The sequence below is a fragment of the Burkholderia aenigmatica genome (assembly GCF_902499175.1).
GTDB classification, from domain to species: Bacteria; Pseudomonadota; Gammaproteobacteria; order Burkholderiales; family Burkholderiaceae; genus Burkholderia; species Burkholderia aenigmatica.
Genome location: NZ_CABVQC010000057.1, coordinates 1 through 20,645, shown reverse-complemented (window position 1 = coordinate 20,645; position 20,645 = coordinate 1). Strand labels below are relative to the sequence as shown.

Annotated in this window: 19 protein-coding genes; 1 reads left to right on the top strand and 18 read right to left on the bottom strand. The window is 66.5% G+C overall.

Annotation, left to right across the window (positions count from 1 at the left end):
* Nucleotides 1–16 precede the first annotated feature (16 nt).
* From purF to BDO18943_RS31170, 12 genes are all read right to left on the bottom strand, one after another.
* A complete protein-coding gene (gene purF, locus BDO18943_RS31225) occupies nucleotides 17–1,549 on the bottom strand; it encodes an amidophosphoribosyltransferase (protein WP_175025310.1) in 1,533 nt (510 codons plus the stop codon).
* Between the two features lie 51 nt (nucleotides 1,550–1,600).
* Nucleotides 1,601–2,095 (bottom strand): CvpA family protein, encoded by a 495-nt coding sequence (locus BDO18943_RS31220; protein ID WP_027782633.1) that lies wholly within the window; start codon nucleotides 2,093–2,095, stop codon nucleotides 1,601–1,603.
* A 6-nt stretch (nucleotides 2,096–2,101) separates the two neighbouring features.
* The gene (locus BDO18943_RS31215) at nucleotides 2,102–2,938 is read right to left on the bottom strand and encodes an SPOR domain-containing protein (protein WP_175025309.1); all 837 of its coding nucleotides are present in this window, start codon (nucleotides 2,936–2,938) and stop codon (nucleotides 2,102–2,104) included.
* 29 nt (nucleotides 2,939–2,967) lie between these two features.
* Nucleotides 2,968–4,278, bottom strand: coding sequence for a bifunctional tetrahydrofolate synthase/dihydrofolate synthase (folC, locus tag BDO18943_RS31210; RefSeq protein WP_175025308.1), 1,311 nt, complete (start codon nucleotides 4,276–4,278; stop codon nucleotides 2,968–2,970).
* 100 nt (nucleotides 4,279–4,378) lie between these two features.
* Nucleotides 4,379–5,251 carry an acetyl-CoA carboxylase, carboxyltransferase subunit beta gene (accD, locus tag BDO18943_RS31205; RefSeq protein ID WP_043177592.1) on the bottom strand — a complete coding sequence of 291 codons (873 nt, stop codon included), beginning with the start codon at nucleotides 5,249–5,251 and terminating at the stop codon, nucleotides 4,379–4,381.
* A 64-nt stretch (nucleotides 5,252–5,315) separates the two neighbouring features.
* On the bottom strand, nucleotides 5,316–6,131 hold the full coding sequence (gene trpA, locus BDO18943_RS31200) for a tryptophan synthase subunit alpha (protein WP_175025307.1): 816 nt from the start codon (nucleotides 6,129–6,131) through the stop codon (nucleotides 5,316–5,318).
* Nucleotides 6,132–6,275: 144 nt separating this feature from the next.
* Nucleotides 6,276–7,127, bottom strand: a complete 852-nt coding sequence (locus tag BDO18943_RS31195; protein WP_011355718.1) for a DNA-methyltransferase — start codon at nucleotides 7,125–7,127, stop codon at nucleotides 6,276–6,278.
* A 9-nt stretch (nucleotides 7,128–7,136) separates the two neighbouring features.
* Entirely contained in the window at nucleotides 7,137–8,330 is a 1,194-nt protein-coding gene (gene trpB / locus BDO18943_RS31190; RefSeq protein WP_043177597.1) for a tryptophan synthase subunit beta, read from the bottom strand.
* A gap of 55 nt (nucleotides 8,331–8,385) precedes the next feature.
* A complete protein-coding gene (locus BDO18943_RS31185; protein ID WP_175025306.1) occupies nucleotides 8,386–9,087 on the bottom strand; it encodes a phosphoribosylanthranilate isomerase in 702 nt (233 codons plus the stop codon).
* Nucleotides 9,084–9,896 (bottom strand): tRNA pseudouridine(38-40) synthase TruA, encoded by an 813-nt coding sequence (gene truA / locus BDO18943_RS31180; RefSeq protein ID WP_175025305.1) that lies wholly within the window; start codon nucleotides 9,894–9,896, stop codon nucleotides 9,084–9,086. The genes BDO18943_RS31185 and truA overlap by 4 nt, the downstream gene beginning before the upstream one ends.
* The gene (locus tag BDO18943_RS31175; protein WP_175025304.1) at nucleotides 9,896–11,986 is read right to left on the bottom strand and encodes a FimV/HubP family polar landmark protein; all 2,091 of its coding nucleotides are present in this window, start codon (nucleotides 11,984–11,986) and stop codon (nucleotides 9,896–9,898) included. The genes truA and BDO18943_RS31175 overlap by 1 nt, the downstream gene beginning before the upstream one ends.
* Nucleotides 11,987–12,610: 624 nt before the next feature.
* Nucleotides 12,611–12,796 (bottom strand): hypothetical protein, encoded by a 186-nt coding sequence (locus BDO18943_RS31170; RefSeq protein WP_175025303.1) that lies wholly within the window; start codon nucleotides 12,794–12,796, stop codon nucleotides 12,611–12,613.
* A 38-nt stretch (nucleotides 12,797–12,834) separates the two neighbouring features.
* Here BDO18943_RS31170 and flgE point away from each other — a divergent pair, with 38 nt between their 5' ends.
* Complete coding sequence (flgE, locus tag BDO18943_RS31165; RefSeq protein WP_175025302.1) at nucleotides 12,835–14,079, top strand: flagellar hook protein FlgE; 1,245 nt, start codon at nucleotides 12,835–12,837, stop codon at nucleotides 14,077–14,079.
* 105 nt (nucleotides 14,080–14,184) lie between these two features.
* On the opposite strand, the gene asd is transcribed toward flgE, so the two are convergent.
* From asd to BDO18943_RS31135, 6 genes are all read right to left on the bottom strand, one after another.
* Nucleotides 14,185–15,306, bottom strand: a complete 1,122-nt coding sequence (asd, locus tag BDO18943_RS31160; RefSeq protein WP_043177609.1) for an aspartate-semialdehyde dehydrogenase — start codon at nucleotides 15,304–15,306, stop codon at nucleotides 14,185–14,187.
* 298 nt (nucleotides 15,307–15,604) lie between these two features.
* The gene (gene leuB, locus BDO18943_RS31155) at nucleotides 15,605–16,672 is read right to left on the bottom strand and encodes a 3-isopropylmalate dehydrogenase (RefSeq protein ID WP_175025301.1); all 1,068 of its coding nucleotides are present in this window, start codon (nucleotides 16,670–16,672) and stop codon (nucleotides 15,605–15,607) included.
* Nucleotides 16,673–16,751: 79 nt separating this feature from the next.
* Nucleotides 16,752–17,402: a 3-isopropylmalate dehydratase small subunit gene (leuD, locus tag BDO18943_RS31150; protein WP_175025300.1), complete on the bottom strand. Its 651-nt coding sequence runs from the start codon at nucleotides 17,400–17,402 to the stop codon at nucleotides 16,752–16,754.
* Nucleotides 17,403–17,470: 68 nt separating this feature from the next.
* Nucleotides 17,471–17,617: an entericidin A/B family lipoprotein gene (locus tag BDO18943_RS31145; RefSeq protein ID WP_043177617.1), complete on the bottom strand. Its 147-nt coding sequence runs from the start codon at nucleotides 17,615–17,617 to the stop codon at nucleotides 17,471–17,473.
* A 3-nt stretch (nucleotides 17,618–17,620) separates the two neighbouring features.
* On the bottom strand, nucleotides 17,621–19,030 hold the full coding sequence (gene leuC, locus BDO18943_RS31140) for a 3-isopropylmalate dehydratase large subunit (protein ID WP_089453366.1): 1,410 nt from the start codon (nucleotides 19,028–19,030) through the stop codon (nucleotides 17,621–17,623).
* A 200-nt stretch (nucleotides 19,031–19,230) separates the two neighbouring features.
* Complete coding sequence (locus BDO18943_RS31135) at nucleotides 19,231–20,373, bottom strand: cytochrome-c peroxidase (RefSeq protein WP_235996235.1); 1,143 nt, start codon at nucleotides 20,371–20,373, stop codon at nucleotides 19,231–19,233.
* Nucleotides 20,374–20,645: the final 272 nt, after the last annotated feature.

The window sequence follows — 20,645 nt, the reverse complement described above, 5'->3', positions numbered from 1 at the left end:
GAAGCGTGCGCCGGTGTCACTCGACCGACAGCTGCAGGTTCATCTGCGAGCGTTCGGTATCGCCAGCCGTATCGCGATCGGCCTGCGATGCCGGCGTGAGGCGCGCGCGCTCGATTGCATCGAGATACTCGGGCGTCACGTCGCCGGTGATGTAGTTGCCGTCGAAGCACGACGCCTCGAAGCCTTCGAGCTTCGGGTTGATGTCGCGCACCGCGCGGCGCAGGTCGTCGACGTCCTGGTAGATCAGGTGGTCGGCGCCGATGATCTTCGCGACGTCTTCATCGGTGCGGCCATGCGCAACGAGCTCGCCGCGCGTCGGCATGTCGATGCCGTACACGTTCGGGAACTTCACGGGCGGCGCCGCCGACGCGAAGATCACCGACTTCGCGCCTGCATCGCGTGCCATCTGCACGATTTCATGCGAGGTCGTGCCGCGCACGATCGAATCGTCGACGATCAGCACGTGCTTGTCCTTGAACTCGATGCTCATCGCATTGAGCTTCTGGCGCACCGACTTCTTGCGCACGGCCTGCCCCGGCATGATGAAGGTACGGCCGACGTAGCGGTTCTTGAAGAAGCCTTCGCGATACTCGACGCCAAGCTTCGCGGCGACCTGCATTGCAGCCGGGCGCGACGAATCGGGAATCGGCATCACGACGTCGATCGGCACGTTCGGCAGTTCGCGCTTGATCTTCTCGGCGAGATAGTCGCCCATGCGCAGGCGCACGTTGTAGACCGGCACGCCGTCGAGGCACGAATCCGGACGCGCGAGGTACACGTATTCGAACATGCACGGGTTCAGCGTCGGCTGCTCCGCGCACTGCTGGCTGTGGAAGTTGCCGGCCGGATCGATGAAGATCGCTTCGCCCGGCTGCACGTCGCGGACGAATTCGAAACCGATGCCTTCGACCGCCACCGACTCCGACGCGACCATCCACTCGGTGCCGTGCTCGGTTTCGAGCTTGCCGATGCACAGCGGGCGGATGCCGAACGGATCGCGGAATGCGAGCAGGCCGTAGCCGGCGATCAGCGACACGATCGCGTACGAGCCCTGCAGGCGGCGATGCACGCCCGCGACGGCCTTGAACACCGACGCCGGATCGAGCTCGAGGCCCGTGGTCGACAGTTGCAGCTCGTGCGCGAATACGTTGAGCAGCACTTCGCTGTCGGAATTGGTGTTGAGATGCCGGCGGTCGATCCGGAACATCTCGTCCTTCAGTTGCTGCCAGTTCGTCAGGTTGCCGTTGTGCGCGAGGATGATCCCGAACGGCGCATTCACGTAGAACGGCTGCGCCTCGGCTTCGCTCGACGCCGAGCCGGCGGTCGGGTAACGCACCTGGCCGATGCCGTAGGTGCCGGGCAGGCTGCGCATGTTGCGCGTGCGGAACACGTCGCGCACCATGCCGTTCGCCTTGTACATGTGGAAATTGCTGCCGTCCGCCGTCGCAATGCCCGCCGCGTCCTGACCGCGATGCTGCAGCAGCAGCAGGCTGTCATAGATCAGCTGGTTGACCGGGGATTGGGAGATAACGCCTACGATGCCGCACATGGCATGTCCTTCAGAATGACAAAATCGGTTCCGTCCTGCCCGGCCGCGTCGTCACACGCGTACGTACTGGGCCATGCCGTCGGGCAGGAGCTGCTTCAGCTCGTGCACGCCCTGTTCGGCGAAAGGACGCAATAGCGCATTGCGCCAGAAATCCTGTTTGGGCAGCTCGGTCAGCCCGGCCGCCGCGACCAGCAGCACCACCAGCACGCAGCCGCGGACGAGCCCGAACATCATGCCCAGCGAGCGGTCGACGCCGCCCAGGCCACTCGCCTGCGCGATCCGCGACAGCAGCGCGTTTGCGACACCGGCGACCAGCACCACGCCGATCACGAGCAACGCGAAGGCGATCACCCACTGCGTCAGCGCGCCGCCCGGCCAGTTCGCCGGAATATACGGCACGACCAGTCCGACGTAGCGGCCCGCGATCACGATCGCCGCGATCCAGCCGATCAGCCCGAAAATCTCGGACACGAAGCCGCGCCACGCACCGCGCAGCGCCGACAACACGATCACCGCCAATACAGCGTAGTCGAAAGCCGTCAGCATCGTGCGTTACTGCGTCAGACCGGCTTCGCGCACCTTCGCGATCGCGGCGGAAGCCGCCGCGCGATCCGCGAACGGGCCCGCACGCAACAGTGTAGCCGTGCTGCCGTCTGCCTGCTTGCGATGCTCGACATATGCGGGCACGCCCGCCGATTTCAACTTGGTGGCCCACGAACGGGCCGTCGCGTCGTCCTTGAACGACCCGAGCTGCACCGCGAAGCGCGCACCGGCCGGCGACGACGGCGACGACGCATCGCCGCTGTCCGGGCTCGCGGCGTCGACATTCGCGACGGTCGCGGGCGCAGGCTTCGGCGCAGCCGGCTTCGCCACGGGGGCAGCCGGTTTCGGCGCGGGCTTCGGCGGCGTCACGCTCGCCGTGGTCGTGGTATCGGGTTTCGCGGCCGGCTTGTCAGCGCTCTTCGGCACCGGAGCCGGTGCAGCCGCAACGGCGACGTCGGATGCCGGCGGTTCGTCGTGCGCGACACCTGCCTGCACGTCGGAGGCGTCATCGTCGCGCGGTGCGACCGCCTGGTGCGCGGGCCGGTTCGGAATGTCGATTGCGATGTCGTCCGTGACCGGCTTCGGGTGCGAATCGAGCACCATCGGCAGCACGATCACGGCGGCGACGACGAGCGCGATCGCGCCGACGAGGCGACGGCGCGCGCGTTGCTTTTCTGGAAGGGTCGGATCGAGGAGCAGGGCGTCCGATTCCGGACGCTCCGTGCGGCGCGAGCGTCGCTCGACGCGTTCAGTGCGCTCCGTGCGCACGTTCCGGGAGGTCCCGGTGCGACCGCCGCGCCGCGGGGGCGCGTCGTCGTCTTTTTTGCCGAACGAGAAAATTCCCATGAATGGCTGAGTCCGAAACTGCCCGTCAGTCAGTGTTGCTGCGATTTACGGTAGGCCAGCACGCCGGCAACCGTATGGAAACTGCCGAAAACCACGATTCTATCATTCTCGGATGCTCTTTTTAGTGCATCGCGAAACGCTTCAGCGGGCGACGTGTAACGCGTCACGCTCGAATCGGGCCCCTCCTCCACGCCGGCCTTGCGCAGCGCGGCTTCGAGCTGCTCCGCGGAGGCCGCGCGCGGCAGCGGCAGGTCGGTCACGCACCAGTGGTCGATCTCGCCCTTCAGATGCTGCAGCACGCCATCGATGTCCTTGTCGTGCATCGCGCCGAACACCGCGTAGGTGTACGGGAAGAACCCCATGTTGCCGAGGTTCTGCTCGAGCACGGCCGAAGCATGCGGGTTGTGCGCGACGTCGAGCACGATCGCCGGCTTGCCGGGCAGCACCTGGAAGCGCCCCGGCAACTCGACGTTCGCGAGGCCGAGCCGGATGTCCTGCGCGGACACCGGCAGCACCGGGCGCAGCGCTTCGAGCGCAGCGAGCGCGGCCGAGGCATTGATCAGCTGATTCGCCCCGCGCAGCGCCGGATACGCGAGCGCCGGATAGCGCTTCTCGCGGCCGAGGTAGCTCCACTGCTGGCGCTCGGCGCCTGCCTGCGCCTCGTAGCGGAAATCGCGGCCGACCAGCCACAGATCCGCGCCGATCGCTTCCGCATGGTCGATCAGCGTCTGCGGCGCGGCCGGATCGCCGCAGACCGCCGGCTTGCCCGGACGGAAGATCCCGGCCTTCTCGAACGCGATCTTCTCGCGCGTGTCGCCGAGATACTCGGTGTGGTCGATGTCGATGCTCGTGATGATCGCGCAGTCGGTGTCGATGATGTTGACCGCGTCGAGCCGGCCACCGAGGCCGACTTCGAGGATCACCGCATCGAGCCCGCGCGATGCGAACAGGTGCAGGATCGCGAGCGTCGTGAATTCGAAATACGTGAGCGACACCGGCTCGGGCAGCGACGTGCGCGCGGCTTCGATGGCCTCGAAGTGCGGCAGCAGTTCGTCATCGGTGACGTTCTGCCCGTTCACGCGCGCGCGCTCGTTGAATTCGAGCAGGTGCGGCGACGTGTGACAGCCGACCTTGTAGCCGGCACGCACGAGGATCGTCTCGAGGAACGCGCAGGTCGAGCCCTTGCCGTTCGTGCCGCCGACGGTGATGACGGGGCACGCGAATTCGAGCTGCAGCGCCGCCTTGACCTGCCCGATGCGGGTCAGGCCCATGTCGATGCCGACCGGGTGCGCGCGTTCGAGATGCGAAAGCCACGCGTCGAGAGTGGGAAAAGTGCTCATCGGATCAAATCTGGATCGGGACCGCCACTACGCAAAAAAACGAAGCGCGCCGCCTGGCGCTGAAGCCAGGCGACGCGCAGTATTCACAACCTTGCGCCGGTCAAGCCAGCGCGTCGGCCGGCTGACGCTGCAGCAGCGCGAGCAGCTGCGCGATCTCGTCGCGCATCTTGCGGCGGTCGACGATCATGTCGATCGCGCCCGTCTTCAACAGGAATTCGGCGCGCTGGAAGCCTTCCGGCAGCTTCTCGCGAACCGTCTGCTCGATCACGCGCGGGCCGGCGAAGCCGATCAGCGCCTTCGGTTCGGCGATCACGACGTCGCCGAGGAACGCAAAGCTCGCCGACACGCCACCCATCGTCGGGTCGGTCAGCACCGAGATGAACGGCAGCTTGGCTTCGGCCAGCTTGGTCAGCATCGCGGTGGTTTTCGCCATCTGCATCAGCGACAGCAGGCTTTCCTGCATCCGTGCACCGCCCGAAGCGGTGAAGCAGATGAACGGCACTTGCTGCTCGAGCGCGTTCTGCGCGCCGCGTGCAAAGCGCTCGCCGACCACCGAGCCCATCGAGCCGCCCATGAAAGAGAACTCGAAGCAGGCCGCGACCACCGGCAGCGTGTGGATCGCACCGCCCATCACGACCATCGCGTCGGTTTCGCCCGTGTCGTCCATCGCTTCCTTCAGACGATCCGGGTACTTGCGGCTGTCCTTGAACTTCAGCGTGTCGACCGGCACGATTTCCTGGCCGATCTCGTAGCGGCCTTCCGCATCGAGCAGCCCGTCGAGGCGCTCACGCGCACCGATGCGCATGTGGTGATCGCACTTCGGGCACACGTGCAGGTTCGCGTCCACGTCGTTGCGGTACAGCACGGCCTCGCAGGACGGGCACTTGACCCACAGGCCTTCCGGAATGCCCTTGCGGCTTTTCGGATCGGTCTGCTTGATCTTCGGCGGCAACAGTTTGTCGAGCCAGCTCATCGTATGGTTTCCTGTTCCGTGGCGGGCCGGGCCGCATGGCCCGCTCCCGCTTCCTGTGTTGTGTTTATCGCGCCGTCTTGCCCGCGCCGTCCAGGGCGGCGCGCAGCTCGGCGATGAAAGTCTTCAGCGCGGCGGCAGCCCCCTCCGGCGCAGCGCTTTCGAGCAGCTGCACGAGGCGGCTGCCGATCACGACCGCGTCCGATACCTCGGCCACCGCGCGCGCCGTTTCGGCGTCGCGGATACCGAAGCCGACGCCGACCGGAACCGGCACGCGCGACTTGATGGCCGGGATTTTACCCGCAATGCTCGAAACATCCAGATTTCCTGCGCCGGTCACGCCCTTGAGCGACACGTAATACACGTAGCCGCTCGCGATCTTGCCGACGTCGGCGATGCGTTCGTCGGTCGACGTGGGCGCGAGCAGGAAGATCGGATCGATCTGCGCGGCGCGCATTTTCTCGGCGAATACGCCCGCCTCTTCCGGCGGATAGTCGACGACGAGCACGCCGTCGACCCCGGCCGCCTGTGCTTCGGCCGCGAACACGTCGACGCCCATCCGCTCGATCGGGTTCGCATAGCCCATCAGCACGACGGGGGTTTTGGGGTCGGTTTCGCGAAAGCGCTTCACGTCGGCGAGCACGCTCTTCAACGTGACGCCGCGCGCGAGCGCGCGTTCCGACGAGCGCTGGATCACCGGGCCGTCGGCCATCGGGTCCGAGAACGGCACGCCGAGTTCGATCACGTCCGCGCCGCCTTCGGCGAGCGCGTGCATGAATTCGACGGTCTTGGCCGGATCGGGGTCGCCGGCCGTGATGAACGGGATCAGGCCCTTACGGCCTTGTTCGGCGAGCGCGGCGAAGGTCTGCTGAATACGGGACATGGCAATTTTCCTGTGTCGATCCGGAGTTAGCGCTTTAGCGCTTACTCCGGTCCCATACAAAGTATCGATCCGGAGTGAGCGCTTTGGCGCTTACTCCGGTCCCATACAAAGTACGGGTTGCGTTCGGCGATGCGGCGGCGCGATTCACGCGCACGCCGGCGCAGCGAGCGCGTTCACGCGCTCGTGCGCGATCGCACAATAGCTTTCGTTGATCTCGTAGCCGACGAAGTCGCGCCCCTGCCGTGCGCAGGCCACCGCGGTCGTGCCGCTGCCCATGAACGGATCGAGCACGCGGCCGCCCGGCGGGCAGCTTGCGAGCACCATCCGCTCGATGATTTCCAGCGGCTTCTGGGTCGGATGATCGACGCGCTCCGCGTGCTGCCGGTGCAGGCGCGAAACCGACCAGACGTCCTTCGGGTTGTAGCCCATCTCCAGCCACTTGCTGCCCTCGAACAGCTTGCGCGAGCGGGCCTTCTTCGTGTCGGCGTCGTACGGGATGCGGACCGGATCGAGATCGAAGTAATACGCCTTGGAAACCGCGAAAAAGCCGATGTTGTCATGCACCGACGTGAAACGGCGCGTCGTGCCGCCCATGCTCGGCACGCGCCGGTCCCAGATGATCTCGTTGACCATCGTGAGTTGCGTCTTCAGGAAACTGAAGATTTCCGGCGCGTACTGCCACGTGCAGAAGATGTACATCGACCCGCTCGGCTTCAGCTTCGGAATCGCGAGCTCGAGCCACTCGCGCGTCCACGCGAGGAAATCGTCGCCCGAACGCTTGTCCGAGTCGTTGCCGTAGTCCTTGCCGAGCCCGTACGGCGGATCGGCGACGATCAGGTCGATCGACGCGTCCGGCAGGTGCGCGGCATGGGTCAGGAAATCGCGGTTATGCAGTTCGATACCGGACGGCAGCGCGCGCGGCACGGCGGCGGCAGGCTGAACCGCCCCCGCCTCGCTCGCGGCACCGCCGCCCGGTTCTTCGATCAGGTCACGCATCGGTCGGGGTCAGAGCTCGATGCCCGATCGCTCGGCGACCGTGTGCATGTCTTTGTCGCCGCGGCCCGACAGGTTGACGAGCAGGATCTTGTCCTTCGGCAACGTCGGCGCGAGCTTCACGCCATACGCAATCGCGTGGCTCGACTCGAGCGCGGGAATGATCCCCTCGATCCGGCAGCAGTCATGGAACGCCTTCAGCGCTTCCTCGTCGGTGATGCCGACGTATTGCGCACGGCCGCTGTCCTTCAGCCACGCATGCTCGGGGCCGACGCCCGGATAGTCGAGGCCCGCCGACACCGAATGCGTCTCGATGATCTGGCCGTCGTCGTCCTGCAGCAGGTAGGTACGATTGCCGTGCAGCACGCCCGGGCTGCCGGCGATCAGCGACGCCGCGTGATGGCCCGTGTCGAGGCCGTCGCCGGCCGCTTCGACGCCGATCAGCTGCACCGAAGTGTCGTCGATGTACGGATAGAAGATGCCCATCGCGTTCGAACCGCCGCCGACGCAGGCGATCACCGCGTCGGGCTGCCGGCCCGCGAGCTCGGGCATCTGCACCTTGCACTCGTCGCCGATCACGCGCTGGAAGTCGCGCACCATCATCGGGTACGGGTGCGGGCCCGCGACCGTGCCGATGATGTAGAACGTGTTCTCGATGTTCGTGACCCAGTCGCGCATCGCTTCGTTCAGCGCATCCTTCAGCGTGCGCGAACCCGATTCGACCGGCACCACCGTCGCGCCGAGCAGCTTCATCCGGTAGACGTTGGCGGCCTGGCGGCGCACGTCTTCCGAACCCATGTAGACGACGCACTCCATCCCGAAGCGCGCGCAGATCGTCGCGGTCGCGACACCGTGCTGGCCGGCGCCCGTCTCGGCGATCACGCGCTTCTTGCCCATGCGCTTCGCGAGCAGCGCCTGGCCGATCACGTTGTTGATCTTGTGCGCGCCCGTGTGGTTCAGGTCTTCACGCTTCAGGTAGATCTGCGCGCCGCCGAGCGTTTCGCTCCAGCGCTGCGCATGATAGATCGGCGACGGACGGCCGACGAAATGCTTCAGCTCGCGCTCGAATTCGGCGACGAAATCGGGATCGTTCTGGAATTTTTCATACGCGGCACGCAGCTCGTCCAGCGCGTGAATCAGCGTCTCGGCGACGAACGTGCCGCCATACGGGCCGAAGTGGCCGCGGTCATCAGGAAGGTTGTACATGGTGTCTCTCTCGATCGGTCGGTGCACCCCGCTTTCGGGGCTGCGCCGGCTTGCATCACCCGGCGTCCGCTTCGCGCACCGCGCGTACGAACGCCGCCATCCGGGCGTGATCCTTCACGCCCTTCGCGCCCTCCACTTCGATGCCACTCGAGACATCGACAGCAAACGGGCGCAACTGGCGAATCGCATCACCGACGTTTTGCGCGCTCAAGCCACCACTCAAAACGGCCCGATGCGCGAGCTCTGCGGGAATAAGAGACCAATCGAAGACCTTGCCGCTACCACCGTAATCCGGCACCAGGGTGTCGAACAGGAGGCCGCGCGCTTTCGAATAATGAAGACCCGATTCTACCAAATCGGCCGATTGCGTCGAGGGGCCCACGCGCACCGCGCGCAGCCACGGCAGGCGTGCCGCGCGGCCAAGCGCGTCGCACTGCTCGGGCGTCTCGTCGCCATGGAGTTGCAGCAGCGTGAGCGGCACGTCGCGCACGACGGCCTCGATCTCGGCTTCGGTCGCGTTCACGAACAACCCGACCACCGACACGAACGGCGGCGCGAGGCGCGCCAGCTCGGCCGCCTGCGCGATCGACACCGCGCGCGGGCTCTTCGGGTAGAACACGAGGCCGATCGCGTCGGCGCCGAGCGCGGCCGCGTGCAGCACGTCCTCGGGCTTCGACAGCCCGCACAGTTTGATGCGCGTGCGCGGCGGCAGGCCGGCCGCGGCGGGAATCGAGGGAGACACGGCGTGATCCGTCATGATTGAGGGTCCAGATCGGCCCAGACGCTACTCCACGGCACGCTGCCGAGCTGCGCGGGCGGGACGGCGAATTCCGCCGGGTAGCCGACGTGGGCGAGGTACAGCCCGTCGGCCATGAACGTGGGCGCCGCAAGCTTGCGGTCGCGCCCGGCCAGCACGTCGGCCAGCCAGTCGGCCGGATAGCGGCCACGACCGACCGCGACGAGGCAGCCCATCAGGTTGCGCACCATGTGGTGCAGGAACGCGTTGGCGCGGAAGCGGAAATGAATGAAGTGGCCCACGCGCCGCACGTCGATCTGGTACAGGTGTTTGACCGGCGTCTTCGACTGGCATTCCGATGACCGGAACGACGAGAAATCGTGCTCGCCAATCAGGTGCGCGGCGGCGGCACGCATCGCATCGTCGTCGAGCGGCGTGTGGATCCAGCCCGCGCGCCCCGCCAGCATCGGCGAGCGGACGGGATGCACGTACAGCGTGTAGTAATACGTGCGTTCGAACGCCGAGAAGCGCGCGTGGAACGTCTCCGGCATCGGCTTCGCCCACTGCACCGCCACGGTCGACGGCAGGAACGCATTGGTGCCGCGCACCCACGAGAACACCTCGCGATCGAGGTCGGTATCGAAGTGCACGACCTGCCCGAGCCCGTGCACGCCCGTGTCGGTCCGCCCGGCCACCGTCGTATGCAGCGGCACGCGCGCGAACTCGGCCAGCGCGTGCTCGAGCCGATCCTGTACGGTCTTGCCGTGCGGCTGCGCCTGCCAGCCGCAGAACGCGGCGCCGTCGTACTGAATGCCGAGCGCGATCCGCATCACGCCTCGTCCGCCAGTTTCGCGAGCAGCGCGCGTGCATCGTCGCGCGTCGCGGCGTCGTTCGCGTCGACCACTTCCTGCAGCAGCGTCCGCGCGCCGGACAGATCGCCCAGCTCGACGTACTCGGACGCGAGATCGAGCTTGTTGCGCGCGATGCGGGCGAGCTCGTCCGGTGTCAGCGCCGGCAATGCGGCGCCCGGCGCGGACGGCAGGTCGAGATCGAAATCGAGCTTCAGCGCACCGAACTGCGCGCCGCCGAGCGGCGGCAGCGACGACGTCGCGAACGGGCTGCCCGTGTGGACGGCAGGCGTCGCCGCGTCCGGATCCCAATCGAACTCGTCGTCCTGGTCGGCCGGATGTTCCGGTGCCGGTGCGGCCGAGCCCATCGGCAGGTGCCGGGCGGCTTGACCGTTAGTTGCGATTTTATCGGTGTCGGACTGCCCTGCCCGTGCAGCGGGCTCGTCCGCCACCGACTCGTCGGATGTGCGCGGCGGCAGCGGCATGTCGACGCTGTTGAGCGCGCTGATCGCGTTCTGCATCAGCGCCGCGTGCTGCGCTTCGGCGGCCACGGGTGCAAGCGGCGTCTCGGCAGCCTTTTCCGCCGGCTTTTCGGCAGCGATCTGCTCTACCGGCTCGGCATCGCGCGGAGCCGGAGCCGCCTCGCTTGCGGGCGGCACTGCGGCGTGCGCGGGCAGCTCGTCATGCGGCTTCGCCGCTTCCGGCATCGGCGACATATCCGTGTCGGACGGCTCGACCGTCTCCGCCGCCGCAGCAGTCGCCGCAGCAAGGGTCAAGTCGGAAGCCGCGTCACGCGCGACCGGCATTTCGGGCCGGATCGGCAGTTCGGGCTCGACAGTCGGCGCGACTGCGGCTTCCGCAGCCGCGGCACCGCCCGCTACGGACGCGGCAGCCGTCGCACCCGTGCCCGCCTCTTCCTTGCCCCGGCCTTTCCGGCGCTTGCGCCACGCGAAACCTGCCGCGAGGACGATCACGGCCGCACCGGCTACCGCGGCCGGACGCCAGTCCATCTCGCTACTGCGTGCAGGCGCCGCCTCCGGTGCGACCGGTTGCGCGGGCGCCGATACCGATGCCGACTGCACCGCGCTGGCGGCGACGCCGGACGCGGCTTCGCCTGCCGTCGGCGCGGCAGCGGATGCGCCCGCCTCGTTCGCGGCCGGAGGCACGGCGGGCGCGCGTGCCGGGGACGAAGCCGGCGCGGCGTCGTTCGTCGTGGCCGGCTTGCCGATGCCGTGCTTCTGCAATTCCATCAGCACGCGGTTCTTCAGCGCCAGCAGTTGCTGCAGGCTCGACGGACGCGGCTGCGACGCACCCGCGACAGGCGCTGCACCTGACGGTTCGTTCGTGCCCGGCACCTGGCTGCCCGTCGCAGGCGGGATCGCGACACCGCTCGCGGACGACGGCACCGACTGGATCGTGCCGCTCCACACATGCGGACCGCTTGCACCGGCAACGGGCGCCGCCGGCTGCATGCTTTCGACAGCCGATGCGCCGTGCGCAGCCGAAGCGCCGACCGATGCCGACGCGCCGGTGGCCGCTGCCACGCTCGCGCCGCTCACCGGCGCCGCATGCATGGCCGGCGCCACCGGCGCGGATTGCGCGGTCGACCCCGGATGCGGTGCGGACGCACCATGCTGCGCGACTGCCGTGCCGCCCGATGCCGCCGCAGGCGCGGACGCAGCCGTCGCCCCCGATGCACCGGATGCGGCGGCCGGCACGAGTGCCGCGCCGGTCGCGTCGAGCGCCGGCACGGCCAGCGTCGCGCCGACTTTCAGGCGGCTCGCGTCGTGCTTCATGAACGCCTGCGGATTGGCGTCGAACAGCGCGCGGCCGGCGCGCGCGAGCACGACGGGATCGCGCGACTGCGTCGCCGCTTTCGCGATGTCGTTCAGCGACTGGCCCGGCTGGACCGTCACGGTAAGCGGCACTGCGCCGCCGGCAGCGGACGCCGGCAGTTCGCCGGTGCCGGCCGCCCAGGCCGATGCGGTTGTGCCGAGCGCCAGGATCGCCAGCGCGCCACGCACGGCGCGCGACAGACGGGACAGGCGCGGAAACAAGGAAATTCGGGACATCGTTGGCTCTATCGCCGCGCGCGGGCGCGGCTCGGATTCGCGGTTGAAAGCGTCAATAAAGTTGCCGCAGAAATGCAAAAGCGTCGCGTGGAACGCGACGCTTTCGGCGGGTCTGTGCGTCGTAACCGCGTAGTTTACTTCACGCGATCGGGTTCGGGCCGAATTCGTCGCCGGCAGGTGCAACCGGTCGCATTCGCGCGCCGGCGCACCCGGCGACCGGGCCGCGCCGATGCCAGGGAGTGCATGCCGCATGCCGGCGCCCACGATCAGTCGAAAGCACGCCGCTCGCAGCTGAAAAACCGACCGACCGCATCGCATCCCGAACGAACGTCGCGGCCTTTGCTCGCTCACCGGGCGGCTGACATACCCCGGGCTCGATGCCGCGCCACGACCGGGAAATCGGGTACGTTTGCTCAATAATTCGCGCGGCCTGCCGTAAATGGATTAACAGCAAACAATAAAAATAAATCCCGCCAGCCATCAAATCCATTCCAATAAATTCCATTTGATCGATAAGAGGCCAATTCCCCTCTCTTATCGTCGAATTGGGAATTTACGCCGCCAACCCCCCGCCCATCAAGGATTCCAGGCCGCACCCCCACCTCATTTCTCATACGAAATCGATCATTTCAGCAGCAATTCAATTACATTACACAAAATTACACAGACCGAATAATTGCCATCGCTACGATCGTCTTCAAACAAGAATCGGCGCAATTCGACCATCGCGCCCGCCTCCGCCGGAAAGGCGGGCACGCGGTCGGCCGGGCTGACGCCGTGAGGTGCCAGGGAGGCATCGCGCAGTCGCACGACTGCATTTACTCACCAGCTCGTTACGGGGATCGAACATGGGCTATCAACAGGGCTTGAGCGGGTTGGCCGGCGCGGCGAACCATCTCGACGTGATCGGCAACAACATCGCGAACGCAAACACGGTTGGCTTCAAGCAGGGTCGCGCGAACTTCGCCGACATGTACGCGAATTCGGTCGCGACGTCGACCAACACGCAGATCGGCATCGGCACGCGGCTCACGTCGGTGCAGCAACAATTCGGCCAGGGGACGATCAACACGACGAAGTCGTCGCTCGACATCGCGATCAACGGCAACGGCTTCTTCCAGATGTCGAACAACGGCGTGACGACGTACTCGCGTGACGGCGTATTCCACCGCGACAAGAGCGGCGCCATCGTCGACGCGCAAAACCGCAACCTGATGGGCTATGCAGCAGGCCCGGGCGGCGCGATCAACACCGCGGCGACGGTGCCGCTGCAGGCGCCGACCACCAACATCGCACCGCAGGCGTCGACGAAGATCGCCGGCCAGTTCAACCTGAACTCGCAGGACAAGGTACCGGCCAAGACGCCGTTCAACGCGGGCGACAACGCCACGTACAACTACAATTCGTCGATCCAGGTGTACGACACGCTGGGCGGCGCGCAGCAGGTGTCGATGTATTTCACGAAGAACACGGCCGGCACGTGGCAGGCCTACGCTGGCGTGCAGGGCCAGACGCCGACGAATCTCGGCACCATCACGTTCGACCCATCGGGCCGGATCAGCTCGACGACGTCGGCCGCAACCGGCCAGCCGACGGCGAGCCTCGGCCAGTTCGCGTTCTCGATCCCCAACGCGTCGGGTGGCGCCAATCCGCAGAACCTGACGCTCGACCTGGGCGGCACGACGCAGTTCGGCGGGAAAAGCGGCGTGAACAATCTCGCCCAGGACGGCTTCGCGAGCGGCACGCTGACGACGTTCTCGATCGGCGCCGACGGCAAGCTCACCGGCAACTATTCGAACGGTCAGAGCGCGGTGCTCGGCCTGATCGCGCTCGCGAACTTCAACAACCCGAACGGGCTCGAGAACATCGGCGGCAATCAGTATGTGGAAACCGCCGCGTCGGGCGTGCCGCAGATCTCCGCGCCGGGCAGCACGAACCACGGCACGCTGCAGGGGAGCGCGCTGGAAAACTCGAACGTCGACCTGACGACCGAGCTCGTGAACCTGATCAAGGCGCAGCGCGACTACCAGGCCAACGCGCAGACAATCAAGACCCAGCAGACCGTCGACCAGACGCTCCTGAACATGCGCTGACCCGCGCATGAAAAACGCGCCGCGCCAGCCTTGATAGGTTCAAGGCCGACGCGGCGCGCAATCTCGTGCAATGAGGCCCGCATCTCGCGGGCCGGACATGCAGGCTTACTTGTCGAGCAGGATACGCAGCATGCGGCGCAGCGGCTCGGCCGCGCCCCACAGCAGCTGGTCGCCGACCGTGAACGCCGACAGGTATTCACCGCCCATCGCGAGCTTGCGCAGGCGGCCGACCGGCACCGTCAGCGTGCCCGTGACGTTCGCCGGCGACAGGTCGCGCATCGACGCTTCACGCTCGTTCGGCACGACCTTCACCCAATCGTTCGCCGATGCAAGGATGTCGTTGATCTCGTCGAGCGGCACGTCCTTGTTCAGCTTGATCGTCAGCGCCTGCGAGTGGCAGCGCATTGCGCCGATCCGCACGCACAGGCCGTCGACCGGGATCGAACCCGGCTGGCCCATGGCCGGCTTGCCGAGGATCTTGTTGGTTTCCGCGCCACCCTTCCACTCTTCCTTCGACATCCCGTTACCGAGATCCTTGTCGATCCACGGGATCAGCGAACCGGCGAGCGGCACGCCGAAGTGGCTCGTCGGCATCGCATCGCTGTTCATCGCGGCCAGCACGCGGCGGTCGATGTCGAGGATCGCGGAAGCCGGATCGGCGAGTTGCTCCTTCACGGCGCCGTTCAGCGTGCCCATCTGCGACAGCAGTTCACGCATGTTCTGCGCGCCGGCGCCCGATGCGGCCTGGTAGGTCATCGCCGTCATCCAGTCGACGAGGTTCTCGCGGAACAGGCCGCCGAGCGCCATCAGCATCAGGCTGACCGTGCAGTTGCCGCCGACGAAGTTCTTCGTGCCCTTGACGAGCGCGTCCTTGATCACGTCGAGGTTGACCGGATCGAGGATGATGACCGCGTCGTCCTGCATCCGCAGCGACGATGCCGCATCGATCCAGTAGCCGTTCCAGCCGGCCGCGCGCAGCTTCGGGAACACGTCGTTCGTGTAGTCGCCGCCCTGGCACGTGATGATCACGTCGCACTTCTTCAGCTCGTCGACGTTGGTCGCGTCCTTGAGCGTAGTCTCGTTTTTCGCGAACGACGGCGCTTTGCCGCCCGTGTTGCTGGTGCTGAAAAACACCGGTTCGATCAGGTCGAAATCGCCCTCTTCCTGCATGCGCTGCATCAGGACGCTGCCGACCATGCCGCGCCAACCTACGAGACCTACGTTCATGACTAACCCTTTGATGGAGCTTCCCCGCCATTTCCGTCCCCGGTGTGACCGCGCGGGGAAATAGGCGGGCACGACGGACGATCAGCGTTTAATGATCGTTTTCGTGGTAATGGTTTTCGTGATGACGATGGCGCGCGCACCCGCACGGGCAATGTTGCCGTGGAGTTTCAAGACCGGGGAGATCAGGGAAAAATGCGCCATCGTTCGAGTCTACACAAAGCCGGTGGCCCGCACAACGGCCAACCGCACGCGAACCGGCCGAATTCGCGGCCCGTTCGCGCCCTTTCTACCTGTTTCGTTACAGCGCCGCGACCACTGCGTCGCCCATCGCCGCCGTGCCGACCTGCTGGCAGCCCGGCGTCGCGATGTCGCCCGTGCGGTAGCCCTGTTCGAGCACCGCTTTCACCGCGCGCTCGATGCGATCGGCCTGCTCTGCACGATTCAGCGAGTAGCGCAGCATCATCGCGGCCGACAGGATCGTCGCGAGCGGGTTTGCAATGCCCTTGCCCGCGATGTCCGGTGCCGAACCGTGCGACGGTTCGTACAGACCCTTGTTGTTCTTGTCGAGCGACGCCGACGGCAGCATGCCGATCGAGCCCGTCAGCATCGACGCTTCATCCGACAGGATGTCGCCGAACATGTTGCCGGTGACGATCACGTCGAACTGCTTCGGCGCCTTCGCAAGCTGCATCGCGGCGTTGTCGACGTACATGTGCGACAGCTCGACGTCCGCGTATTCCTTCGACACGTCGATCATGATGTCGCGCCAGAACTGCGACGTTTCGAGCACGTTCGCCTTGTCGACCGACAGCAGCTTCTTCGCGCGCTTGCGGGCCGCCTGGAACGCGACGTGCGCGATGCGGCGCACTTCCGGTTCCGAATAGCGCATCGTGTCGAAACCTTCGCGCTCGCCGGCGAACTGGCCGTCCGGTGCAGCGCGCACGCCGCGCGGCTGACCGAAGTAGATGTCGCCGTTCAGTTCGCGCACGATCAGGATGTCGAGGCCCGCGACCAGTTCGGGCTTCAGCGGCGATGCATCGACGAGCTGCGGATAGCAGATTGCCGGGCGGAAGTTCGCGAACAGCTCGAGATGCTTGCGCAGCCCGAGGATCGCCTGCTCGGGGCGCAGCGCGCGCTCGAGCGAGTCGTACTTCCAGTCGCCCACGGCGCCGAACAGGATCGCGTCGGCGTCCTTCGCGAGCTTCAGCGTCGCGTCGGGCAGCGGATGGCCGCTTGCCTCGTAGCCCGCGCCGCCGACCGGCGCCTGTTCGAGTTCGAACTTCTCGTCGAGTGCGTTCAGCACCTTCACGGCTTCATTGACGATTTCCGGACCGATGCCGTCGCCGGGCAGCACTGCAATCTTCATGCGAAATTCCTGACTGGGTAGAGTGTGATGGAGGCAGGCCGGCGAACGCGCCGCCGGCGCGCCCGCCCGAAAGGCGCTGTCAGCCGACCAGCTTGGTGTTGAGCCACGGCTGCTTCACGAGGCGCTCGGCCTCGAACTGGCGGATCTTGTCCGCGTGGCGCAGCGTGAGGCCGATGTCGTCGAAGCCGTTCAGCAGGCAGTACTTGCGGAACGCGGTAATCTCGAACGGATACGCACGGCCGTCGCCCGTACGCACGACCTGCGCATCGAGGTCGACCGTCACTTCGAAGCCGTTGAACGCGACCGTCTCGTTGAACAGGTGATCGACCTGCTGCTCGGTCAGCACGATCGGCAGCAGCCCGTTCTTGTAGCAGTTGTTGAAGAAGATGTCCGCGAAGCTCGGCGCGATGATCGCGCGGAAGCCGTACTGCTGCAGCGCCCACGGCGCGTGCTCGCGCGAGCTGCCGCAGCCGAAGTTCTTGCGCGCGAGCAGCACCGATGCGCCTTGGTAGCGCGGCTGGTTCAGCACGAAGTCGGGATTCAGCGGACGCTTCGAGTTGTCCTGCCCCGGTTCGCCGTGGTCGAGATAACGCCACTCGTCGAACGCGTTCGGGCCGAAACCCGTGCGCTTGATCGACTTCAGGAACTGCTTCGGAATGATCGCGTCGGTGTCGACGTTTTCGCGATCGAGCGGCGCCACGACGCCGGTATGCACTGTGAATTTTTCCATGATCCGTCTATCCGGTTGAAGGGCCGGCGTTCAGCCGGCGCACATCGACAAATTCTCGGCGGGGGACGTTACTCCGCGGCGCGCTTCAGCGCGCTGCCGGCGGCGTTGACGTCCTGCCCGAAGCCCTGGACGGTATTGCAGCCCGCGAGGCCGAAGCCCAGCCCTGCGAGCGCCAGCGCGGCAACCAGCCGCGCCACGAGTTTCGATGCCGTCACGCGTTACCCCAGCTGGCGAATGTCGACGAAATGGCCTTCGATCGCCGCGGCTGCCGCCATCGCGGGGCTGACGAGGTGCGTACGACCGCCCGCGCCCTGCCGGCCTTCGAAGTTGCGGTTCGACGTCGATGCGCAGCGCTCGCCTGGATCCAGACGATCGGCGTTCATCGCGAGGCACATCGAGCAGCCCGGCTCGCGCCATTCGAAGCCGGCATCCGTGAACACCTTGTCGAGCCCTTCACGTTCGGCCTGCGCCTTCACGAGACCCGAGCCCGGCACGACCATCGCGAGCCGCACGTTCGACGCGATGCGACGGTTCAGCTTCTTCACGACGTACGCGGCTGCGCGGATGTCCTCGATGCGTGCGTTCGTGCATGACCCGATGAAGATCTTGTCGACCTTGATCGACTCGATCGGCGTGTTCGGCTCGAGCGCCATATAGGCCAGCGCACGCTCCATCGCGTCGCGCTTGACCGGATCCTTCTCGCGCTCGGGATCGGGCACGCGACCGTCGATCGACGTGACCATTTCCGGCGACGTGCCCCATGTGACCTGCGGGACGATCTCGGCTGCGTTCAGCTCGACCACGCGATCGAACTGCGCGCCTTCGTCCGACTTGAACTGGCGCCAGTATTCGACGGCCTGGTTCCATTCCGCGCCGGTCGGCACGAACGGACGGCCCTTCAGGTAATCGATCGTCGTGTCGTCCACTGCGACCATGCCCGCGCGCGCGCCGGCTTCGATCGCCATGTTGCAGACGGTCATGCGGCCTTCCATCGTCAGCGCGCGGATCGTCGAGCCGCCGAATTCGATCGCATAGCCCGTGCCGCCGGCGGTGCCGATCTTGCCGATGATCGCGAGCACGATGTCCTTCGCGGTACAGCCGCGCGGCAGCGTGCCCTCGACCTTCACGAGCATGTTCTTGCTCTTCTTCTGCAGCAGCGTTTGCGTGGCGAGCACGTGCTCGACTTCCGACGTGCCGATGCCGTGCGCAAGTGCGCCGAATGCGCCGTGCGTCGACGTATGCGAATCGCCGCACACGATCGTCATGCCCGGCAACGTCGCGCCCTGCTCCGGCCCGATGATGTGGACGATGCCCTGGCGCACGTCGTTCATCTTGAACTGCGTGATGCCGAACGCATCGCAGTTCGCGTCGAGCGTGTCGACCTGCAGCTTCGAGACGGGATCGGCGATGCCGTGGCTGCGATCGGTGGTCGGCACGTTGTGGTCCGACACGGCCAGGTTCGCGCTGATGCGCCACACCGGACGCTGCGCCATCTTCAGCCCTTCGAACGCCTGCGGGCTCGTGACTTCATGCAGCAGCTGACGGTCGATATAGAGCAGCGTCGTGCCGTCTTCCTCGGTGTGGACCACGTGGGTGTTCCACAGTTTGTCGTAGAGAGTCTGTGCCATGGGTATGCGGGGTCGTTGTGACTACAAGCCTTACGGATGTGATCGATTATGCCACGCAAAATCGGCTCATGGAGTACCACGATAACGAGAAAAGTGAATAAAAACAGTGGGTTGGGTGGTACACGCGATACCCGGATAAGCATTACCCGGCAATGCAGACGCCACGACGCGGCGGCGATTGCCGCCGCGCGTGGCGCGTGTCAGCGCGACACGCGCCGGCCGGCCGCTTTCGCCGGCAGCACATACCCGTCATCGAGCGTCGCGAGGAAGGCCGCGACGTCGTCGATATCGTGCTCGCTCCACACCGGTTTCTCGCCGCGCTTGCGTGTGAGCGGCTCGTCTGTCGTGTCGACGTTCACGCGCAGATGCGCAGGCAGGTCGTCGTACTGCACAACGCGGCCGTGCCGGTCGGTCGGATACCACTTCGCGGGGTCGGTATCGCGCTGCACGTAGAAGCGCAGCGCGTCCTTCAGCGCGTGGAAGCGGCCGTTGTGGAAGAACACCCGGCGTAGCGACGTGTTGCGCAGCGACGGCGTCTTGAACAACCCGCAGTTCGCGCGGTCCGCCGCCTGGTCCTTCCGCACGGGGCCGCACAGCCCGAGGTCGTAGTAGTCGGGATTCGCGTTCGCGCGCAATTCGCGGTTGCGCGGCACGCCGAGCGCTTCGAACGTGAAGTCGGTCAGCAGCGGATGCGCGCCGTTCACGCCCGGCTGGTCGATGTGACACGACGCGCAGTTGCCGCGCGCGGGATCGTCGAACAGCCGCTTGCCGCGCAGTTCCCGCGCACTCAGTTCGACCTTGCCGTCGAGGTAGTAGTCGAACTTGCTCGTGTACGGATGAAAGCTCGGATCGTCGAGCTCGAAACGCTCGATCGCGCGCATCGCGTTCGCGAACGCCTGCTGCGGGTCGTCGAGCGCATGCGCGCCGAACACGCGGCGAAAGCGCTCCGCGTACGGCGCGCGCCGCAGCTTTCCGACCACGGCCTCCGCGCTCGGGTTCGCCATTTCGTCCGGATTCAGCAGCGGAAAGCTCGCCTGGTCACGCGGCCGGTCGAAGCGGCCGTCCCAGCCGAAACCGCCGATCGGCGCGTTGTCGGTTTCCGTCAGCCGCTCCGCCACGCTGGCGGCCTGCGGGTGCGACCAGACCGGCGTGCGGTTCAGCACGTAGCGCAGGCTCGGTACCGCGCGCGTGCCCTGCCGCTTCAGGTCCGCGCCGCCGAGTTGCGCGGCGAGACCGTTCGGCGGCCCGTACGCGTGATCGGGGCTGTGGCACGTCGCGCACGACATCCGGCCCGACGCCGACAGCGCCGGATCGAAGAACATCAGCTTGCCGAGCGCGGCCATGTCGCCGGCAGTGGCTTCAGGCGATACCGCCGGCGCTGCCGCACTGCCCGGCGCAGCGCCGGCCGCCGTTACGCACCACCCGATCGCCAGCGCCGCGCCCAGCGCGCGCCAGCCCCCGCCAGCGGACCTCCGGCCGGACCTGCGTGCCGGCCTCACAGGTTCGTGAACACGTCGCCGCCGAAGCCCTGCAGGCCGGCCTGCCCTGCATAGCCGAGATGGTCGAGCCCGAAGATGTCCTCGACGCTCTTCAGCATCGAATAGTGGTTGTACGC